Source organism: Mycolicibacterium vinylchloridicum, assembly GCF_013404075.1.
Lineage (GTDB): Bacteria > Actinomycetota > Actinomycetes > Mycobacteriales > Mycobacteriaceae > Mycobacterium > Mycobacterium vinylchloridicum.
In genome coordinates this window covers 89,916-105,151 of sequence record NZ_JACBJQ010000008.1, presented here as the reverse complement: position 1 = coordinate 105,151, position 15,236 = coordinate 89,916, and the positions used below count along the sequence as shown (strand labels likewise).

Below are 15,236 nucleotides of genomic sequence, written 5' to 3'. Positions count from 1 at the left end.
ATGGGTGTACCGGTTTACAAACGCATTCTCGACCTATTCGAGGCCGAGGGGGTCAACACACTGTTCGGCATACCGGACCCGAACTTCGTGCACATGTTCACCGAGGCCGAAGCCCGCGGCTGGTCGGTCGTCGCACCGCACCACGAGCTGAGCGCCGGCTTCATGGCCGAGGCGGCCTCCCGGATGACCGGCAAGCCCGGTCTGTGCATCGGCACGCTGGGCCCCGGGATGGCCAATATCGCCGGCGCGATCCAGTGCGCACTCGTCGAGAACTCGCCGGTGATCTTTCTCGGCGGTCAGCGGGCCCGCGTCACCGAGCGCCGGGTGCGCCGCGGCCGCATCCAATTCGTACAGCAGGAACCACTTTTCGCGGCATCGGTCAAGTACAGCAGCTCCATCGAGTACGCCGACCAGACCGACGAGATCATCCACGAGGCCATCCGCAAGGCGATGTCGGGCACCCCCGGCCCGGCTTACGTCGAGTTCCCGTCGCACGTGATCCTCTCCGAGCTCGATGTTGCGGACGCACCGCCGCCGAGTGCCTACCGGCTGGTCAACCAGGGCGCCGGCGCGCGCGAGGTGGCCGAGGCCGCCAAGCTGATCCGCGAGGCGAAGAGCCCGGTGCTGCTCGTCGGCCACGGGGTGCACACCTCGCGCACCCAGCAGGAGGTCAGGGAGCTGGCCGATCTGATGGCCTGCCCGGTGATCCAGACCTCCGGTGGCACCTCGTTCATCCCCGGCCTGCAGGACCGGACGTTCCCGTACCTGTTCTCGCCGGCCGCCAACGAGGCCGTGGAGGAATCCGACCTGTGTGTCGCGCTGGGCACCGAACTCGGTGAACCCATGCACTACGGGAAGACTCAGCATTGGGCCGCGAACAACGCGAACCGCAAATGGGTGTACGTCGAACAGGATCCGACCGCCATCGGCGTCAACCGGCCCGTCGACGTGGCGCTGGTGGGCGATCTGCGCGGCGTGGTGCCGCAGCTGGTCGATGCACTCCGCGACACCCCGCGTGCCCCGTCGGCCAACCTGGACAACCTGATCAAGGCCGATGCCGCCGAGCTCGCCCGGGTGGCCGATGAGGCTCCGCGTGGCCGCACCCCGGTTCACCCGGCCCGGTTCGTGGTCGAGGCGACCAAGGCGTTCGACGAACACACGGACGACGGCATCATGGTCCGCGACGGCGGCGCGACCGTGATCTTCGGTTGGACGTACTCGCAGACCAAGCCTCGTGACGTGATCTGGAATCAGAACTTCGGTCACCTGGGGACCGGCCTGCCGTACGCGGTGGGCGCCTCGGTCGCCGAAGGTGGCAAGCGTCCGGTGATGTTGGTGACCAGTGACTCGGCATTCCTGTTCCACATCGCCGAATTGGAGACCGCGGCCCGGGAGAGCCTGCCGCTGGTGTGCGTGGTCGGCGTGGACCATCAGTGGGGCCTCGAAGTCGGTGTCTACAAGCGCACGTTCTCCCAGCCCTCGCCGCAGCCAGGGGTGCACTGGAGCAAGGACGTCCGGATGGACAAAATCGCCGAGGGATTCGGTTGCCATGGGGAGTACGTCGAGAAAGAAGACGAGATCGGCCCCGCCATCAAGCGCGCGTATGCGAGTGGCAAAGTCGGCGTGGTGCATGTGTGCATCGACCCGAAGGCCAACTCCGAGGAGATGCCGAAATACGACCGATTCCGGACGTGGTACGCCGAAGGCACTCAGTGAAAACCCGACCAGTGACAGGATGCGTCTATGCGTGAATATCTGAAGTTCTACATCGATGGCCAGTGGGTTGATCCGGTCGAGCTGAAGACCCTTGACGTCGACAACCCCACGCTCGAACAGGTCGGCGGCACGATCGCCCTCGGCTCGGACGCCGACGTCGACAAGGCCGTCAAGGCCGCCCGCACGGCGTTCAACACCTGGTCGCAGTCCACTCGCGAGGACCGCCTCGATGCGCTGCAGGCCATCATGGGCGAATACCAGAAGCGGGCCGGCGACCTCGCCGACGCGGTCCACGAGGAGATGGGCGCGCCGCCGTCGCTGGCCGCCGGGCCGCAGGTGATGATGGGTCTCGGTCACCTGTCGACCGCCATCGACGTCCTGAAGAACTACAACTTCGACGAACAGCGCGGCGAGAGCCTGGTGGTCAAGGAGCCGATCGGGGTGTGTGGATTGATCACACCGTGGAATTGGCCGATCAACCAGATCGCCTGCAAGGTGTTCCCGGCACTCTCAGCCGGCTGCACGATGGTGCTCAAGCCGTCCGAGGTGGCACCCTTCTCCGGGCAGATCTTCACCGAAATCATCGATGCCGCCGGTCTTCCTGCCGGCGTGTACAACATGGTCTTCGGCGACGGACCGGGTGTCGGCGCCGCGCTGTCGAGCCATCCCGGGATCGACATGGTGTCGTTCACCGGATCGACGCGGGCCGGAATCGAGGTCGCCCGTAACGCCGCACCGACGGTCAAGCGGGTAGCCCAGGAACTCGGCGGCAAGAGCCCGAACATCGTGCTCGACGACGAGGCCTTCAGCCAGAGCGTCGCCGCGGGTGTGGCGGTGATGATGATGAACTCCGGCCAGAGCTGCAACGCGCCGTCGCGGATGCTGGTGCCCAAGTATCGGATCGACGAGGCCGTCACCGTCGCCCGGGCGACCGCCGACGGCGTCAAGGTCGGCGACCTGGCCGACAACTCGGCGATCGGACCGGTGGCCTCGCGAGCGCAGTTCGACAAGGTCCAGGGGCTGATCCAGAAGGGCATCGACGAGGGCGCGACGGTGGTCGCCGGCGGTCCCGGCCGCCCGGACGGCCTGTCCACCGGCTACTACGTGCGCCCGACGGTGTTCGCCGACGTCACCAACGACATGACGATCGCCCGGGAGGAGATCTTCGGGCCCGTGTTGTGCATCCTCGGCTACGACGACCTGGACCAGGCCGTCGAGATCGGCAACGACACCGACTACGGCCTCTACGGGTACGTCTCCGGAGCCGACCTGGACCAGGCGCGCGCCCTGGCCCGGCGGATCCGCGCCGGTGCCGTCGCGATCAACCACGCCTTCGACATCAAGGTCCCGTTCGGTGGCTACAAGACCAGCGGCAACGGCCGAGAGTGGGGCGAAGAAGGTTTCGAGGACTTCCTGGAGACCAAGGCGATCCTCGGTTACTCGCCGGCGGGCGTCAGCGAGTAACGGATCCGACCGCTAGCATCGGCGCTCATGCGAGTGCTGGTGCAACGGGTCACGTCGGCCTCGGTGTCGGTGGATGGCGAGGTGGTCGGTGAAATCCGGCCACCGAGCCAGGGCTTGCTGGCCCTGGTCGGCGTCACCCATACCGACACCGAGGACGTTGCGCGCCGGTTGGGTGAAAAGCTTTGGCAATTACGAATTCTCGACGACGAACGGTCGGCGGCCGACGTCAACGCACCGGTCCTGGTGGTCAGCCAGTTCACGCTGTACGCCAACACGATGAAGGGCCGCAGGCCGACCTGGAATGCGGCCGCTCCCGGGGCTGTCGCCGAGCCACTGGTCACCGAGTTCGCCGAGACCCTGCGCACGTTGGGCGCACACGTCGAGACCGGGATGTTCGGCGCCGACATGCAGGTCGAACTCGTCAACGACGGACCGGTCACGGTGCTGCTGGAGCTCTAACCCCCAGCGTCTGCAGCGGTTTGGCGGCGGTTTCGCGCACCGTCAGAACCGTGAGCAGCGACACCACGGCGGCGATGACGACGTAAATGCCTGCGGCGTAGTCGTTGCCGGTGCGAGCGGCCAGCAGGGTGACCACGTACGGCGTCGTCCCACCGAACACGGCGACCGACACGTTGTAGCCGATCGACAGGCCGCTGTAGCGCACCCGGGTGGCGAACAGCTCGGCCGCGGCCACCAGCGACACCGAGACGAACACCGCCTCGATGGCCGCGAGTAGGCAGTGCGCCAGGATCGCGGTGGCCAACGATCCGGAGTTCAGCAGTAGGAATGCCGGGTACGACAGCACCGCGAAGCCGACGGCGCCGCCGATCAGCAGCGGTCGCCGCCCAATCCGGTCCGAAAGCGCCCCCAGCGGCAGGATGAGCACCAGCGCCACCACACTGGCCGTGGTGATCGACACGAACGAGGCGGTCTTGGAGAAGTGCAGGGTCTTGATGAAATACGTTGGCAGATAGGTGAACACCACATAGAAGCCGACGTTGTGGATGATCATCAGCCCGATCACCTGAAGTATGGGTACCCACGCCTTCGTGACGGCCTCACGAAGCGGCGACGCGGCGACGTCGTCGGCCTCGGAGAGCTCGGCGAAGGCAGGTGTGTCCTCCAGCCGCAGCCGGATGTAGAGGCCGACGAGCCCCAGCGGGCCGGCGATCAGGAACGGAATCCGCCAGCCGTAGGTCTCCATCGCGCCGTCGGGCAGGATGGCCGTCAGCAGCGTTACGGTGACCGACCCGAGCAGGAAACCCAGCACCGCCGACCACACCAGGAACGCCACCACGAGCCCGCGCCGGCGATCGGACGAGAACTCGGCGAGATAGCATGCCCCGCCACCGTATTCACCGCCGGCGGAGAATCCCTGCAGACAGCGCAGCAGCAACAGCAGTAGCGGCGACAGCACACCCGCGGAGGCATACGTGGGCAGCAGGCCGATTGCCAGCGTCGAACCCGACATCAGCAGGATCACGATGGCCAGCACCCGCTGTCGGCCGATGCGGTCGCCGAGCGGTCCGAAGAAGAAGCCGCCCAGCGGGCGCATGAAAAATGCCGCGGCGAAGATCGCGAAGGTGTTCAACAGGGCGGCGGTGTCATTGCCCGGCGGAAAGAACTTGACCGAGATGATCGTGGCGAGAAAGCCGTAGATCGCGAAGTCGTACCATTCGACCGCGTTTCCGATCGAGGCCCCCGTGATCACCCGGCGAAGGGGCGATGTGTTCGCTATGTGATCACCGGTCGGCGGCAAAGTGTTCTCCTGCAGTCGAAGTCACCAGCACGATAGCGGGCCGTGCCCGCGCTCAACCGGGGAACTGTATTGATCGAGAAGGTTGCCAGAGCGCTCAGTGGCCGGCCGTACGTTCATTCGGGCGTGTCCTGGAAGAAAGTGCCTTCGCGCACGCACACCACGTCGCTGGACGATTCCGCCGTGGTGCGCGTGCCGCAGTGGTTGACTGGTGAGCGGAGCAGGGCGCGGTTTGGAGGGGTGAGCAATCGGAGCCGAATCGGAGCATGCAGACACCGATGTCCCCGACGAGGTCCGCCGAACAGTGTTGTCAGCCACCTACGACGAGCTGACTCGGTGGGGCCTCGAACGGTTCGACATCCCGACCATGTGTGCCCGCCACAAAATTGACGAGGCGCTGGTCAGGCGCCATTGGGAGGACGCGAGCGCGCTCGCCCTCGACGCGCTGGTGTACTGGAGCGACGATGTCTTGATGGCGCCGGACACCGGCTCGCTGCGTGACGATCTTCGGGCGTTGGCCCTCGCGGTGGCCGGTCAGGTCAACACCGACGTCGGCCGCAGCTTGTTACGTGCAATGGTGGTCGATGACCGGGCCGCGTTCGCCAACGACACTCGCATGGCGTTCTGGTTCAAGCGGTTCAGCAGCATCCGCTCGGTATTCGACCGGGCCGCCGAACGCGGCGAGATCCGCCCCGGCGTCGACACGATCGCCGCAATGCAGATGGTGCTGGCGCCGATCAACGTGCGCGCCCTGTACACCAAGGAACAGATCGAGGACGGCTACTGCGAGACCATCGCCGACCTGGCCTGGCACGCCATCGCGAAGCACTGAAACAGGATTAACCTCCGGCGAGCGGTGGTACGTGACGACGGTGAACGCTCCCTCGGACGTGGTGATCGTCGGCTCCGGCCCGAACGGGCTTGCCGCCGCCGTGATCGCCGCCGCGGCAGGCTTGTCTGTCCGGGTGCTGGAATCCGAACCGACGCCAGGCGGCGGCTGTCGCACCGAGGAACTGGACCTCGGGGTTCCGCTACTGCATGACCTGTGCTCAGCGGTGCATCCGATGGCGGTCGCCTCGCCGTTCTTCGAGCGGTTCAACCTCGCTGCGCGCGGTGTAGCGTTGCTCCGCCCGCCGATCTCGTTCGCCCAGCCGCTGCTAGACGGCCGGGCGGCGGTGGCCTACCAGGACCTCGACCGCACGGTGGGCGAGTTGGCCGAGGACGGGGCGCGGGAAGGCCGGACGTACCGCAGGGTGATGGCCCCACTTGTCGAGGGCTGGGCGACAGTGCGCGACCTCGGGCTCAGTGACTTTCGCAGCGTGCCGGCCAGTCTGCTGCGAGTGCCGGGGGTGGCCGGTGCCGCCGCACTGGCGGGCCGGGCGGTGGAGCTGGGCACCCCGCTATGGGACTGGCTGAGCCGGGCGCCGCGGGCCGGCTCGCTGCTCACCGGTGTCGCCGCCCACGCGAACGTCGTGATCCCCGCACCGGCCGGTGGTGCAACGGCTTTGCTCCTGGGCACATTGGCGCACAGCCACGGCTGGCCGATTCCCGTTGGTGGCAGCCAGTCGATCACCAATGCGTTGCTGATGGATCTGGCGGGCCGCGGGGTGGAGGTGGTCACCGATTGCCAGATCACCGACGCCGCCCAGTTGCCGCGGGCGCGTGCGTACCTCTTCGACACCTCACCGTGGACGTTGAGCCGGGTGTTCGGCACTCAGCTACCCGAGCGCTACCGCGCTGCGCTGGCAAGATTCGCTCCGGGCAACGGCGTGGCCAAGGTCGATTTTGCGCTGTCGGGCCCGGTGCCGTGGACCGATCGCCGGCTGGCCGAGGCAGGAACCCTGCACATCGGAGGTAGCCGGGAGGAGATGAAGCAGGCCGAGCGCGACACAGCGGCCGGGCGGCACAGCAGCACTCCGATGACCCTGGCGAGCCAGCCCACGGTGGTGGACCCGACCCGATCCGGGCCGGGGGGCGCACGGCCGCTGTGGACCTACGCTCATGTGCCGAACAGCTCGACCCTGGACATGACCGATGCGGTGACCGCGCACATCGAGCGGTTCGCCCCCGGATTCCGCGACGTGGTGATCGGCTCGCGCTGTATACCGGCCGCGGCGATGGCCGGGCACAATCCAAACTACGTCGGCGGTGACATCGCCGTGGGCACGGTGTCGATGTATCGCATGCTGGCCCGGCCGGTGCCGAGGTGGAATCCATACCGCACACCCCTGGACACGGTGTATCTGTGCTCGGCGTCGACGCCGCCCGGCCCCGGTGTGCACGGGATGTGTGGCATGCACGCCGCGGCGCGAGTCCTGCACGAACAATTCGGTATTCGGCAACTCCCTGATATTGGCCCCGCGGATTTCGCCGGTGCACCCCGGTCCTGAGCGGACAGCCACGCGAAAGGTTCTCCAGCACAACCGGAAACGGCCAACGACCCGTTTGACGTCGCCAGCGGCGTGGAGCATGACGGCTGTCGCGACATGGCTGGCCATCCCAAAACTATTGGACGCGAGACGGTTTAGCTACGGTAACCAGCGGGCAACCGCCGAGAGATGCAGGAGATTTTCAATTCTGAAAAGGATGTGTTGTCAATGAGTTCCGCTAGAAGTCGGATTGCCACGATTTCTGTCCTGTTTGCCGCAACGGCTACACCGGGAGCAGTGGGAGCTATCGCGGCGCCGTCAGCCGGACCGATCGCGGACCCCTGCCCGACCGCTGAGACCACGCAGATCTACTTCGATGGCTGTCTGCCGTCGATCGACCCGCCGTCTCCGCAAGTGAAACTGCGCGGGCCAGATCAGCTGCCCGAGATCCGTGGAATCCCGTGTGACGGTTCGGACAGCGATACCTGCATCGGTCTGAGCCGGCTGCCGGGCGGGACGCCTGCCCAACCTGACGCGGCCGCCGATCAGCCCGATACACAGGTTCGATCGTCGCCGTGATGTTCGCGTTGCACGAAGGTCCCGTGAGGATCCGAGGTCATTCAGGTCGAACGGCGCGAACCAGGAGTGGACGATTGTCCGCTGGAACGTCGCAGGGTCAGCCACGCAGGCCCTTCGATGTGATCGGGCACCAGCCAGATAGCCACGGCCAGGTTGTAACAGAACAGTGCCGCCCACACCAGTAACACCGCCGTGGTCGACCCGAACGGGTGGCTGTGGTGGGCACCCGCGACGGCACAGACGACGACGAGAGTCAGCGCCGCCACACTGATCGACGCGGTCACGAATAATGCCAGGCGCCGCCACAAAGCGGCCGCCCCGGTGGCCACCGCGACACCGACGAGACACCACCCAAGCGTCCAGCTCACCCGCACGTGGGCGACCATCACGGAGTCCTGATCTCGGGATGCGCCAAGGATGATCAATATGGCGACTGCCGAGACGCCCACGAGCACCGCTTGTGCCGCCAGCCAGCGTCGAGCTCCCGACCAGTGCGCTGAGGTGAGGCTGACCCGTCTGATATCCGCCGTCTCACCCGGTACCGGCCCCCTGGTATCACGTGCCATTGCCAATCTCCTCTCGGCCCAAGTAGCGGACCGTCTAGGTGCCGCTGTTACCCGGGCTTTGCCGATTGGATGACGGGTAAACCGATGTTCGGCGTCCCTCACGATGTCCACATAGTCAGGCAGGTGGGTGGAACGCTGCAGATCTCTATCGCTGGGCAACAGTTGCCGTTGAGCAATTAATATAAGCGTTCGGTTAGGCCTCGATGAGGATACGTGGCAACCGCATACATCGCCGCGGGCCGGGTAGCCGAAGCTCATGGCAACAGTGCCCGAGCCATGGACGTTGCGAGATTACGCCTTCATCGCCGACGGAGAACGGGGCGCATTGATCGGTCCCCGGGGCGAGTACGTATGGATGTGTGCGCCCCGGTGGGATAGCGATGCCGTATTCGGGTCGCTCATCGGCGGCGGCGGCAGCTACACGGTCGCACCGATAGAGCCCTTTGTATGGGGAGGCTATTACGAATCCGGTTCGCTCATCTGGCGGTCCCGATGGGTCACAGTGTCCGGCATCATCGAGTGCCGGGAGGCGTTGGCGTTTCCCGGCCGGGCAGATACCGTCGTTATCCTTCGTCGTATCGAGGCGATTCGGGGCGACGCTCGCCTACGGATACGGCTGCAGCCGACCGCCGAGTTCGGCCGGCGGCACATGCGCAGTATCCGGCGTGACGAGGCCACCGCCTGCTGGTCGGCGAATGTCGGATCATTGCGGATGCGATGGTCGGGCGCGCCGGACGCGCACGTGGTCGGGGACAACGCCGCGGAGCGCTCGTTGGAGGCCACGGTCGTCCTCAGCGAAGGCGAGAGCTCGGATTTGGTGCTCGAATTGGCCGACTGCGAGCTCCCGGGTCGGCCGGTGGTGGCTCCCCAAGTGTGGGCGGATACCGAAAAGTCTTGGTCAGCAGCTATTCCCAGCCTTGGCCCGACTGCCGCCCCACGCGATGCCGCCCACAGCTACGCGGTCATGCGTGGGCTGACCACCTCCTCGGGAGCTATGGTCGCGGCCGCCACCATGAGCCTGCCGGAGCGTGCCGACGAAGGAGCCAACTACGACTATCGGTATGCCTGGATCCGTGACCAGTGTTATGCCGGTATCGCGGTGGCCGCCGATGGACCCCACGAATTAGTCGGCACGGCGGTACATTTCGTGTCGGAACGGCTGCTGGCCGATGGTCCAAAGCTTAGGCCCGCCTACACCGGCGCCGCCGAACCCGTGCCCGATCAACGACGACTCGAGCTGCCCGGTTACCCGGGCGGCTACGACCTCGCCGGAAACCATGTCCGCGACCAGTTCCAACTCGACATCTTCGGTGAGTCGTTGCTGCTGTTCGCTGCTGCGGCACGCCACGACATGCTCACCAGTGACAGTCGCCGCGCCATCGACGCCGCGGTCGACGCGATCGTCGCCAACATCGACCGACCCGATGCGGGCATCTGGGAACTCGACGAACGGCACTGGACGCATTCGCGATTGTCGTGCGCCGCGGGTCTGCGGGCGGTCGCCGCAGCCGGGATCGGCCGGGATGCGGGCCGGCTGAGCACGCTCGCCGACCACATCGTCGCCGACACGTCGTCACGTTGCTTGCATCCCACGGGCCGCTGGCAGCGGGCGGCCGACGATGAGCGGGTCGACGCGGCATTGCTCCTACCCGCGCTGCGGGGCGCTCTGCCGGGTCGCGATCCGCGTTCGGTCGCAACGTACCGCGCCGTCGAACGCGACCTGAGTCGCGACCATTACGTCTACCGCTACCCACCTCGACGGGGGCTCGGAACCAGCGACAGCGCCTTCCTGCTGTGCGGCTTCCTGATGGCGCTGGCCGCCAACCAGCAGGGCCAGCCGATCGAGGCTTACCGCTATTTCGAACGCAACCGCTCCGGCTGCGGGACGCCGGGGCTGTTCTCCGAGGAGTACGACATCCGCCAACGCCAGTTGCGCGGGAACATCCCGCAGGCCTTCGTCCACGCGCTGATGTTCGAGGCATCGAGCACCTTGGCGCGAACCACTGCAGAAGCCACGGAAAGGAACGAGTCATGGCAGGATCGATGACCGGTAAGACCGTCGTCGTGACAGGCGCCAGCGCGGGAATCGGCCGCGCGGTGAGCCGAATCTTCGCGCGCGAGGGGGCCAACGTGGGTCTCCTGGCGCGCGGGCACGAGGGCTTGGCCGCCACCGCGGCCGAGGTCGAGCAGGCCGGCGGCCGAGCGCTCGCCGTCGCCACTGATGTATCGGATTACCAGCAGGTCGAAATGGCGGCAGATGCCATTGAGGCTCAGTTGGGTCCGATCGACGTCTGGGTCAATGTCGCGTTCGCGTCGGTGTTCGCCCCGTTCCACGAGATCACACCCGACGAGTTCAAGCATGTCACCGAGGTGAGCTATCTGGGGTTCGTCTACGGCACGATGGCAGCGCTGAAGAAGATGCGCCCGCGAAACACCGGAACCATCGTGCAGGTGGGATCGGCACTGGGCGGACGGGCTATCCCGTTGCAGTCGGCCTATTGCGGCGCCAAGCACGCCGTGAACGGCTTCACCGAGTCGCTGCGTACCGAGCTGATGCACGACCACAGTGGCGTCCATGTGACGGTGGTGCAGATGCCGGCGGTCAATACCCCGCAGTTCACCTGGGTACTGTCGCGCCTGCCGAAACACCCGCAGCCGGTCCCACCGATCTACCAGCCTGAAGTCGCGGCACGCGCGGTGCTGTTCGCCGCCAAACATCCTGCCCGCAAACAGTTCTGGGTGGGAGCCAGCACGGTGGCCACCTTGCTGGGTCAACGCGTCATGCCCCGAGTGCTAGACCGCTATCTCGCCGCAACCGGGTACAAGTCTCAGCAGACCGACGAGCCGGCACCCCGCAATGCACCGAATTTGTGGCAACCCATGGATGACGAACCCGATGCCGACCATGGGGCACATGGGTCCTTCGACGACCGGTCACATGCCCGCAGTCCGCAGTGGTGGCTGCGGGAGCACATGGCACCCATTGCGGCGGTGGCCGGGGGAGCTGCGGTGTTGGCAGCGGTAACTCAGCGCGGGTGATAGTGCCCAGCATCCCGAGCCCGGACTGACTGGGCCGCAGTGATACTCACATCAGATACCCGTCGACTTCGAGCCGGGTGGCGGGTTCACCGCCAGCGGTGGTGAACGCAGTGAGCGTACGGATGAGTCCATGCCGCTCCCGTTGCGGCATGGCCGCGACCACGCGGGCAATTTCTTCGCGGCGGTGCGCGGTCACCGCCCGCACGACCTCCTGCCCGCGTGGGGTCAGCTCGACCATGAGTTCACGCCGCGAGTCGGGGTGCGCCCGACGGCTGATGAGCCCCGCGGCGACCAGTCGCTCGACCATGCGTCCGGTAGTGGAGGGTTGCACGTCAAGCAGCCCGGCCAGGGTGGCGACGTTGACAGTGCCACGGGACGACAGGATCACGAGCGTGCGGAACTGCGGGATGGTGATCGTCTCGTCCACCTGCGCGATCGAGCGAGCCGAGATCGCAACCAGCAGCCGCGATGCGGTCAAAAGAGCGTCGATAATCTCATCTGACGAGTCTCCTTCGGCTGCCCCGTTGTGAGGCGTCATCGCGGTCCTCCGTCGCCGTGCACGTCGCTTGCCACATTCATGCCCCAATCTAGCCGTCGCCCGGCAACGATTACCTGCACCCGTCCCGTCGGTTGGGGTGGGTGCTCATCAAATAATGCTGGCTGCAACTATTGCATAGTGCTATGGTTGTGGACGGGCGCCATGGCGTGGCGCGGTACGCAGCCCGGCCAGCTGGCGCGAAGCGCGTTTCGGCTGACAAACAGGATGAGCGGCATGAAGATTGCGATCAGTGGGGCCGGCGTTGCCGGGCCGACGCTGGCGTACTGGCTCCACCGCGCTGGCCACGAGCCGATGCTGATCGAGCGGGCGCCCCACTTTCGCGCCGGTGGTTACCTGATCGATTTCTGGGGCGTGGGATACCGCGTCGCGCAGCGCATGGGACTGGAGCCGGAAATCCGGGGCGCGGGTTACCAGCTCGAGTCGCTTCGCTCGGTAGGATCTGACGGCCGGACGCTGGCCACTATGAAGGTGAACGGATTTCGGCGAGCTGCGCGCGGCGAGCTGGTCAGCGTGGCGCGTGGCGACCTGGCGGCCACCGTCTACGCCACCATTGAGGACCGGGTCGAAACGATTTTCGGCGATAGCATCACGGCGATCGATCAGCACCCGGACGGGGTCCGACTGAACTTCGCCCACACGGATGCTCGCGATGTCGACCTCGTCGTCGGAGCCGACGGGCTGCACTCGAACGTCCGCCGGCTGGCCTTCGACACGGGGCCTGATATCGAACGGTACCTGGGCTGCTTGGTCGCGGCTGCTGTCGTGGAGGGCTATCGGCCTCGCGATGAGCTGGTGTATGTGACCTACAGTCGACCGGGTCGGTCGGTGGCGCGATTTTCCCTGCGCGGCGACCGCACACTGTTCCTGTTCGTGTTTCGGTCCGACCAGCGCAACGACCCAGGCGAGCTCGAGGCCCGAAAGGCCTTGTTGTGGGAAGAATTCGGTGATGCGGGCTGGGAGTGCAAACAGATCCTTGCCGCACTCGACGACGCTGACGACCTGTATTTCGATGTGGTGAGCCAGATTCGGATGGACCGCTGGTCGGTGGGCCGGGTCGCCCTGATCGGCGATGCAGCCGCCTGCGTTTCTCTGCTCGCGGGTGAGGGCACGGGGCTGGCCATGACCGCTGCTTATGTTCTGGCAGGCGAACTCTCGAGTGCGCGGGGTGACCATCGGCGAGCGTTCCCTGCGTATGAAAGCCGGATGCGCCACTTCGTCGAAGGCAAACAAGCCGACGCGGAAAAGTTCCTTCCGGTGTTCGCGACCAAGACGGAATTCGGGCTCCGGATTCGTCATCTGGTGATGCGGGCGATGAACTACGGTCCGATCTTCGATCTCGTCGCCTCCGGCAGTCTGCGCGATGACTTCGAGTTGCCCGACTACCGGATGTGATGTCGACGGCCGTCTATTCGGACAGTGCGAGTGAAAGGACGACGCAGGTGAAGATCATCAAACACGTCGATCCACCCACTGGGTTGAGCAGATTGCTCTTTCGAATACCGATATACGCCTACCGGATTGGCTGCGGGTGGATCTTCGGTGATCGGTTGATGCTTCTCAACCACATCGGACGTGTCTCGGGTGTGCAGCGCCAGACCATCCTCGAAGTGGTCAGTCACGATCACGCGGACGACAGCTATGTCGTCGCCTCTGGTTGGGGACCCACCGCGGCCTGGTACCGGAATGTCCTGCACAACCCGGAGGTCGGCATCCAGGTCGGCAGGCGAACCATACCCGTGACCGCGGTACCGCTGTCCACGGAGGAAGGAGCCGACGTCTTTGCCAGATACGCCGCACGACACCGCATGCTGGCCAGGCATCTGCTACCGCGTGTGATGGGTCTTTCGGTCGACGGATCCGAGGATGACTTCCGGGCCGCAGGCCGTCATCTGCCGTTCGTCAAGTTCGTTCCACGTAATGGGAAGGAGGGCTAGACGGATGAGAGCGGCGATGGTCTCCGTAAATGCCAGTCCGCTGGTGGACGACACCGGACTGGCTGCTGGCGGTCAGAACATCTATGTCGCAGAGATGTCCGCGGCCATGGCAGGTCGTGGCCACGATGTCACGGTGTATACGCGGCGTAGCGATCCGAGAAGCCCACAACGCATCGTCACTCCGCAGGGCTACACCGTGGTACACGTGGACGCCGGTCCGGCCGAGCCGATAGCTGAAAGCCAGTTACCAGAGTATTTAGGGGAATTCAGCCATACTCTCGCTGCTCAGTGGACGGTCGACGCGCCTGACGTCGCCCACGCTCACTACTGGACATCGGGTGTCGCAACGGAATTAGCTACCCGTGGTACTGGCATTCCGACGGTACAGACCTTTCACGAGTTGGGTGCCGCCAGAGACCGTCAGCTGGGCCGGCAGCACGCCGACGCCGACACACGGACCAAGCTGGAGAGAATCGTCGCCCGAGATGCCTCGTGGATTGTCGCCACGTGCACCGATGAGCTGCAGGAGCTGATGCGCCTGGGATGCCGGCGGTCTCATGTGTCCGTCGTGCCATGCGGTGTCGACGTGGAGATGTTCTCGAATCAGGGGTCGACCGCCGAGCGTGGCGCTCGTCCACGCATTGTCGCCGTCGGCACATCATTGGCGCACAAGGGGTTTGACACAATGATCATTGCTCTGCGGGGCATTCCCCGAGCAGAGCTGGTGATCGTCGGCGGACCCGAAGCCCAGCACCTCGGCGACAATACCGAGGTCCGACGGCTGTCAGTGCTTGCCTCCGAGCTGGGCGTGGCCGACCGTGTGGTGTTCACCGGAGCGGTTCCCCACGACGCCATGCCCGACATGCTGCGCTCCGCCGACGTGGTGATATGTGCGCCGTGGTGCGAAGGCTTTGGCATCGTCCCGTTGGAGGCAATGGCGTGTGGGGTTCCTGTCGTCGCCACGGCCGTGGGCGGGATGCGGGATACCGTCGTCGACGATGTGACCGGCCGCCTGGTGCCCCCTCGCAATCCCCGCGCCATCGCCGAAGCCGCCTCGGCGATGCTGAATGACGCGTTCTTACGGCGCGGTCACGGGCTTGCCGGCCGGGACCGCGCCTGCGCTCGGTACACCTGGGACAGAATCGCTGACGAGACGCTCCGGATATACGAGCGCTTGGTCGCCCGCGCGACCGGCGAGTCCGCCCCGATCACCGTGGGAGAACACCCGATCCAGGACACAACGGAGCTCTGACG

At 65.8% G+C, this 15,236-nt stretch carries 14 protein-coding genes; 11 read left to right on the top strand and 3 right to left on the bottom strand.

Features of this window, described 5'->3' with window-relative positions; translation table 11 throughout:
* The 3 genes from HPC46_RS09465 to dtd are packed head-to-tail and all read left to right on the top strand — an operon-like array spanning position 1 to position 3,639.
* Complete coding sequence (locus HPC46_RS09465) at positions 1–1,716, top strand: thiamine pyrophosphate-binding protein (protein WP_179469094.1); 1,716 nt, start codon at positions 1–3, stop codon at positions 1,714–1,716.
* A gap of 27 nt (positions 1,717–1,743) precedes the next feature.
* Positions 1,744–3,180 carry an aldehyde dehydrogenase family protein gene (locus HPC46_RS09460; protein ID WP_179469092.1) on the top strand — a complete coding sequence of 479 codons (1,437 nt, stop codon included), beginning with the start codon at positions 1,744–1,746 and terminating at the stop codon, positions 3,178–3,180.
* Positions 3,181–3,207: 27 nt separating this feature from the next.
* On the top strand, positions 3,208–3,639 hold the full coding sequence (gene dtd, locus HPC46_RS09455) for a D-aminoacyl-tRNA deacylase (RefSeq protein WP_179469090.1): 432 nt from the start codon (positions 3,208–3,210) through the stop codon (positions 3,637–3,639).
* On the opposite strand, the gene HPC46_RS09450 is transcribed toward dtd, so the two are convergent.
* The gene (locus HPC46_RS09450; protein WP_179469088.1) at positions 3,617–4,939 is read right to left on the bottom strand and encodes an MFS transporter; all 1,323 of its coding nucleotides are present in this window, start codon (positions 4,937–4,939) and stop codon (positions 3,617–3,619) included. The genes dtd and HPC46_RS09450 overlap by 23 nt on opposite strands.
* A gap of 301 nt (positions 4,940–5,240) precedes the next feature.
* Between HPC46_RS09450 and HPC46_RS09445 the strand changes: the two genes are divergently transcribed.
* From HPC46_RS09445 to HPC46_RS09435, 3 genes are all read left to right on the top strand, one after another.
* Positions 5,241–5,768 (top strand): TetR-like C-terminal domain-containing protein, encoded by a 528-nt coding sequence (locus HPC46_RS09445; RefSeq protein ID WP_179469086.1) that lies wholly within the window; start codon positions 5,241–5,243, stop codon positions 5,766–5,768.
* A gap of 40 nt (positions 5,769–5,808) precedes the next feature.
* Positions 5,809–7,326 carry a phytoene desaturase family protein gene (locus tag HPC46_RS09440; RefSeq protein ID WP_179469084.1) on the top strand — a complete coding sequence of 506 codons (1,518 nt, stop codon included), beginning with the start codon at positions 5,809–5,811 and terminating at the stop codon, positions 7,324–7,326.
* 276 nt (positions 7,327–7,602) lie between these two features.
* On the top strand, positions 7,603–7,884 hold the full coding sequence (locus HPC46_RS09435) for a hypothetical protein (protein WP_179469082.1): 282 nt from the start codon (positions 7,603–7,605) through the stop codon (positions 7,882–7,884).
* 41 nt (positions 7,885–7,925) lie between these two features.
* On the opposite strand, the gene HPC46_RS09430 is transcribed toward HPC46_RS09435, so the two are convergent.
* Positions 7,926–8,450 (bottom strand): hypothetical protein, encoded by a 525-nt coding sequence (locus tag HPC46_RS09430; RefSeq protein ID WP_179469080.1) that lies wholly within the window; start codon positions 8,448–8,450, stop codon positions 7,926–7,928.
* A 256-nt stretch (positions 8,451–8,706) separates the two neighbouring features.
* Between HPC46_RS09430 and HPC46_RS09425 the strand changes: the two genes are divergently transcribed.
* Positions 8,707–10,497, top strand: a complete 1,791-nt coding sequence (locus HPC46_RS09425; RefSeq protein ID WP_179469078.1) for a glycoside hydrolase family 15 protein — start codon at positions 8,707–8,709, stop codon at positions 10,495–10,497.
* Entirely contained in the window at positions 10,482–11,489 is a 1,008-nt protein-coding gene (locus tag HPC46_RS09420) for an SDR family oxidoreductase (RefSeq protein ID WP_407665486.1), read from the top strand. Before HPC46_RS09425 ends, HPC46_RS09420 begins: the two co-directional genes overlap by 16 nt.
* 46 nt (positions 11,490–11,535) lie before the next feature.
* Here HPC46_RS09420 and HPC46_RS09415 read toward each other — a convergent pair whose 3' ends face one another.
* Positions 11,536–12,027: a MarR family winged helix-turn-helix transcriptional regulator gene (locus tag HPC46_RS09415; RefSeq protein WP_179469076.1), complete on the bottom strand. Its 492-nt coding sequence runs from the start codon at positions 12,025–12,027 to the stop codon at positions 11,536–11,538.
* Between the two features lie 234 nt (positions 12,028–12,261).
* Here HPC46_RS09415 and HPC46_RS09410 point away from each other — a divergent pair, with 234 nt between their 5' ends.
* From HPC46_RS09410 to HPC46_RS09400, 3 genes are read left to right on the top strand one after another with little or no spacing between them, the layout of a single operon-like run.
* Positions 12,262–13,440, top strand: coding sequence for an FAD-binding domain (locus tag HPC46_RS09410; RefSeq protein ID WP_179469074.1), 1,179 nt, complete (start codon positions 12,262–12,264; stop codon positions 13,438–13,440).
* Positions 13,441–13,487: 47 nt separating this feature from the next.
* Positions 13,488–13,982, top strand: a complete 495-nt coding sequence (locus HPC46_RS09405) for a nitroreductase family deazaflavin-dependent oxidoreductase (RefSeq protein WP_179469072.1) — start codon at positions 13,488–13,490, stop codon at positions 13,980–13,982.
* Between the two features lie 4 nt (positions 13,983–13,986).
* Positions 13,987–15,234, top strand: coding sequence for a glycosyltransferase (locus HPC46_RS09400; RefSeq protein WP_179469070.1), 1,248 nt, complete (start codon positions 13,987–13,989; stop codon positions 15,232–15,234).
* The last annotated feature ends 2 nt before the right edge of the window (positions 15,235–15,236 follow it).

What these genes read in the sequence shown, in the direction of transcription:
- HPC46_RS09420 (WP_407665486.1), top strand. Translation starts at nt 10,482, where the DNA reads ATGGCAGGATCGATGACCGGTAAGACCGTCGTCGTGACAGGCGCCAGC.
- HPC46_RS09460 (WP_179469092.1), top strand. Translation starts at nt 1,744, where the DNA reads ATGCGTGAATATCTGAAGTTCTACATCGATGGCCAGTGGGTTGATCCG.
- HPC46_RS09465 (WP_179469094.1), top strand. Translation starts at nt 1, where the DNA reads ATGGGTGTACCGGTTTACAAACGCATTCTCGACCTATTCGAGGCCGAG.
- HPC46_RS09430 (WP_179469080.1), bottom strand. Translation starts at nt 8,450, where the DNA reads ATGGCACGTGATACCAGGGGGCCGGTACCGGGTGAGACGGCGGATATC.
- HPC46_RS09400 (WP_179469070.1), top strand. Translation starts at nt 13,987, where the DNA reads ATGAGAGCGGCGATGGTCTCCGTAAATGCCAGTCCGCTGGTGGACGAC.
- HPC46_RS09425 (WP_179469078.1), top strand. Translation starts at nt 8,707, where the DNA reads ATGGCAACAGTGCCCGAGCCATGGACGTTGCGAGATTACGCCTTCATC.
- HPC46_RS09415 (WP_179469076.1), bottom strand. Translation starts at nt 12,027, where the DNA reads ATGACGCCTCACAACGGGGCAGCCGAAGGAGACTCGTCAGATGAGATT.
- HPC46_RS09410 (WP_179469074.1), top strand. Translation starts at nt 12,262, where the DNA reads ATGAAGATTGCGATCAGTGGGGCCGGCGTTGCCGGGCCGACGCTGGCG.
- dtd (WP_179469090.1), top strand. Translation starts at nt 3,208, where the DNA reads ATGCGAGTGCTGGTGCAACGGGTCACGTCGGCCTCGGTGTCGGTGGAT.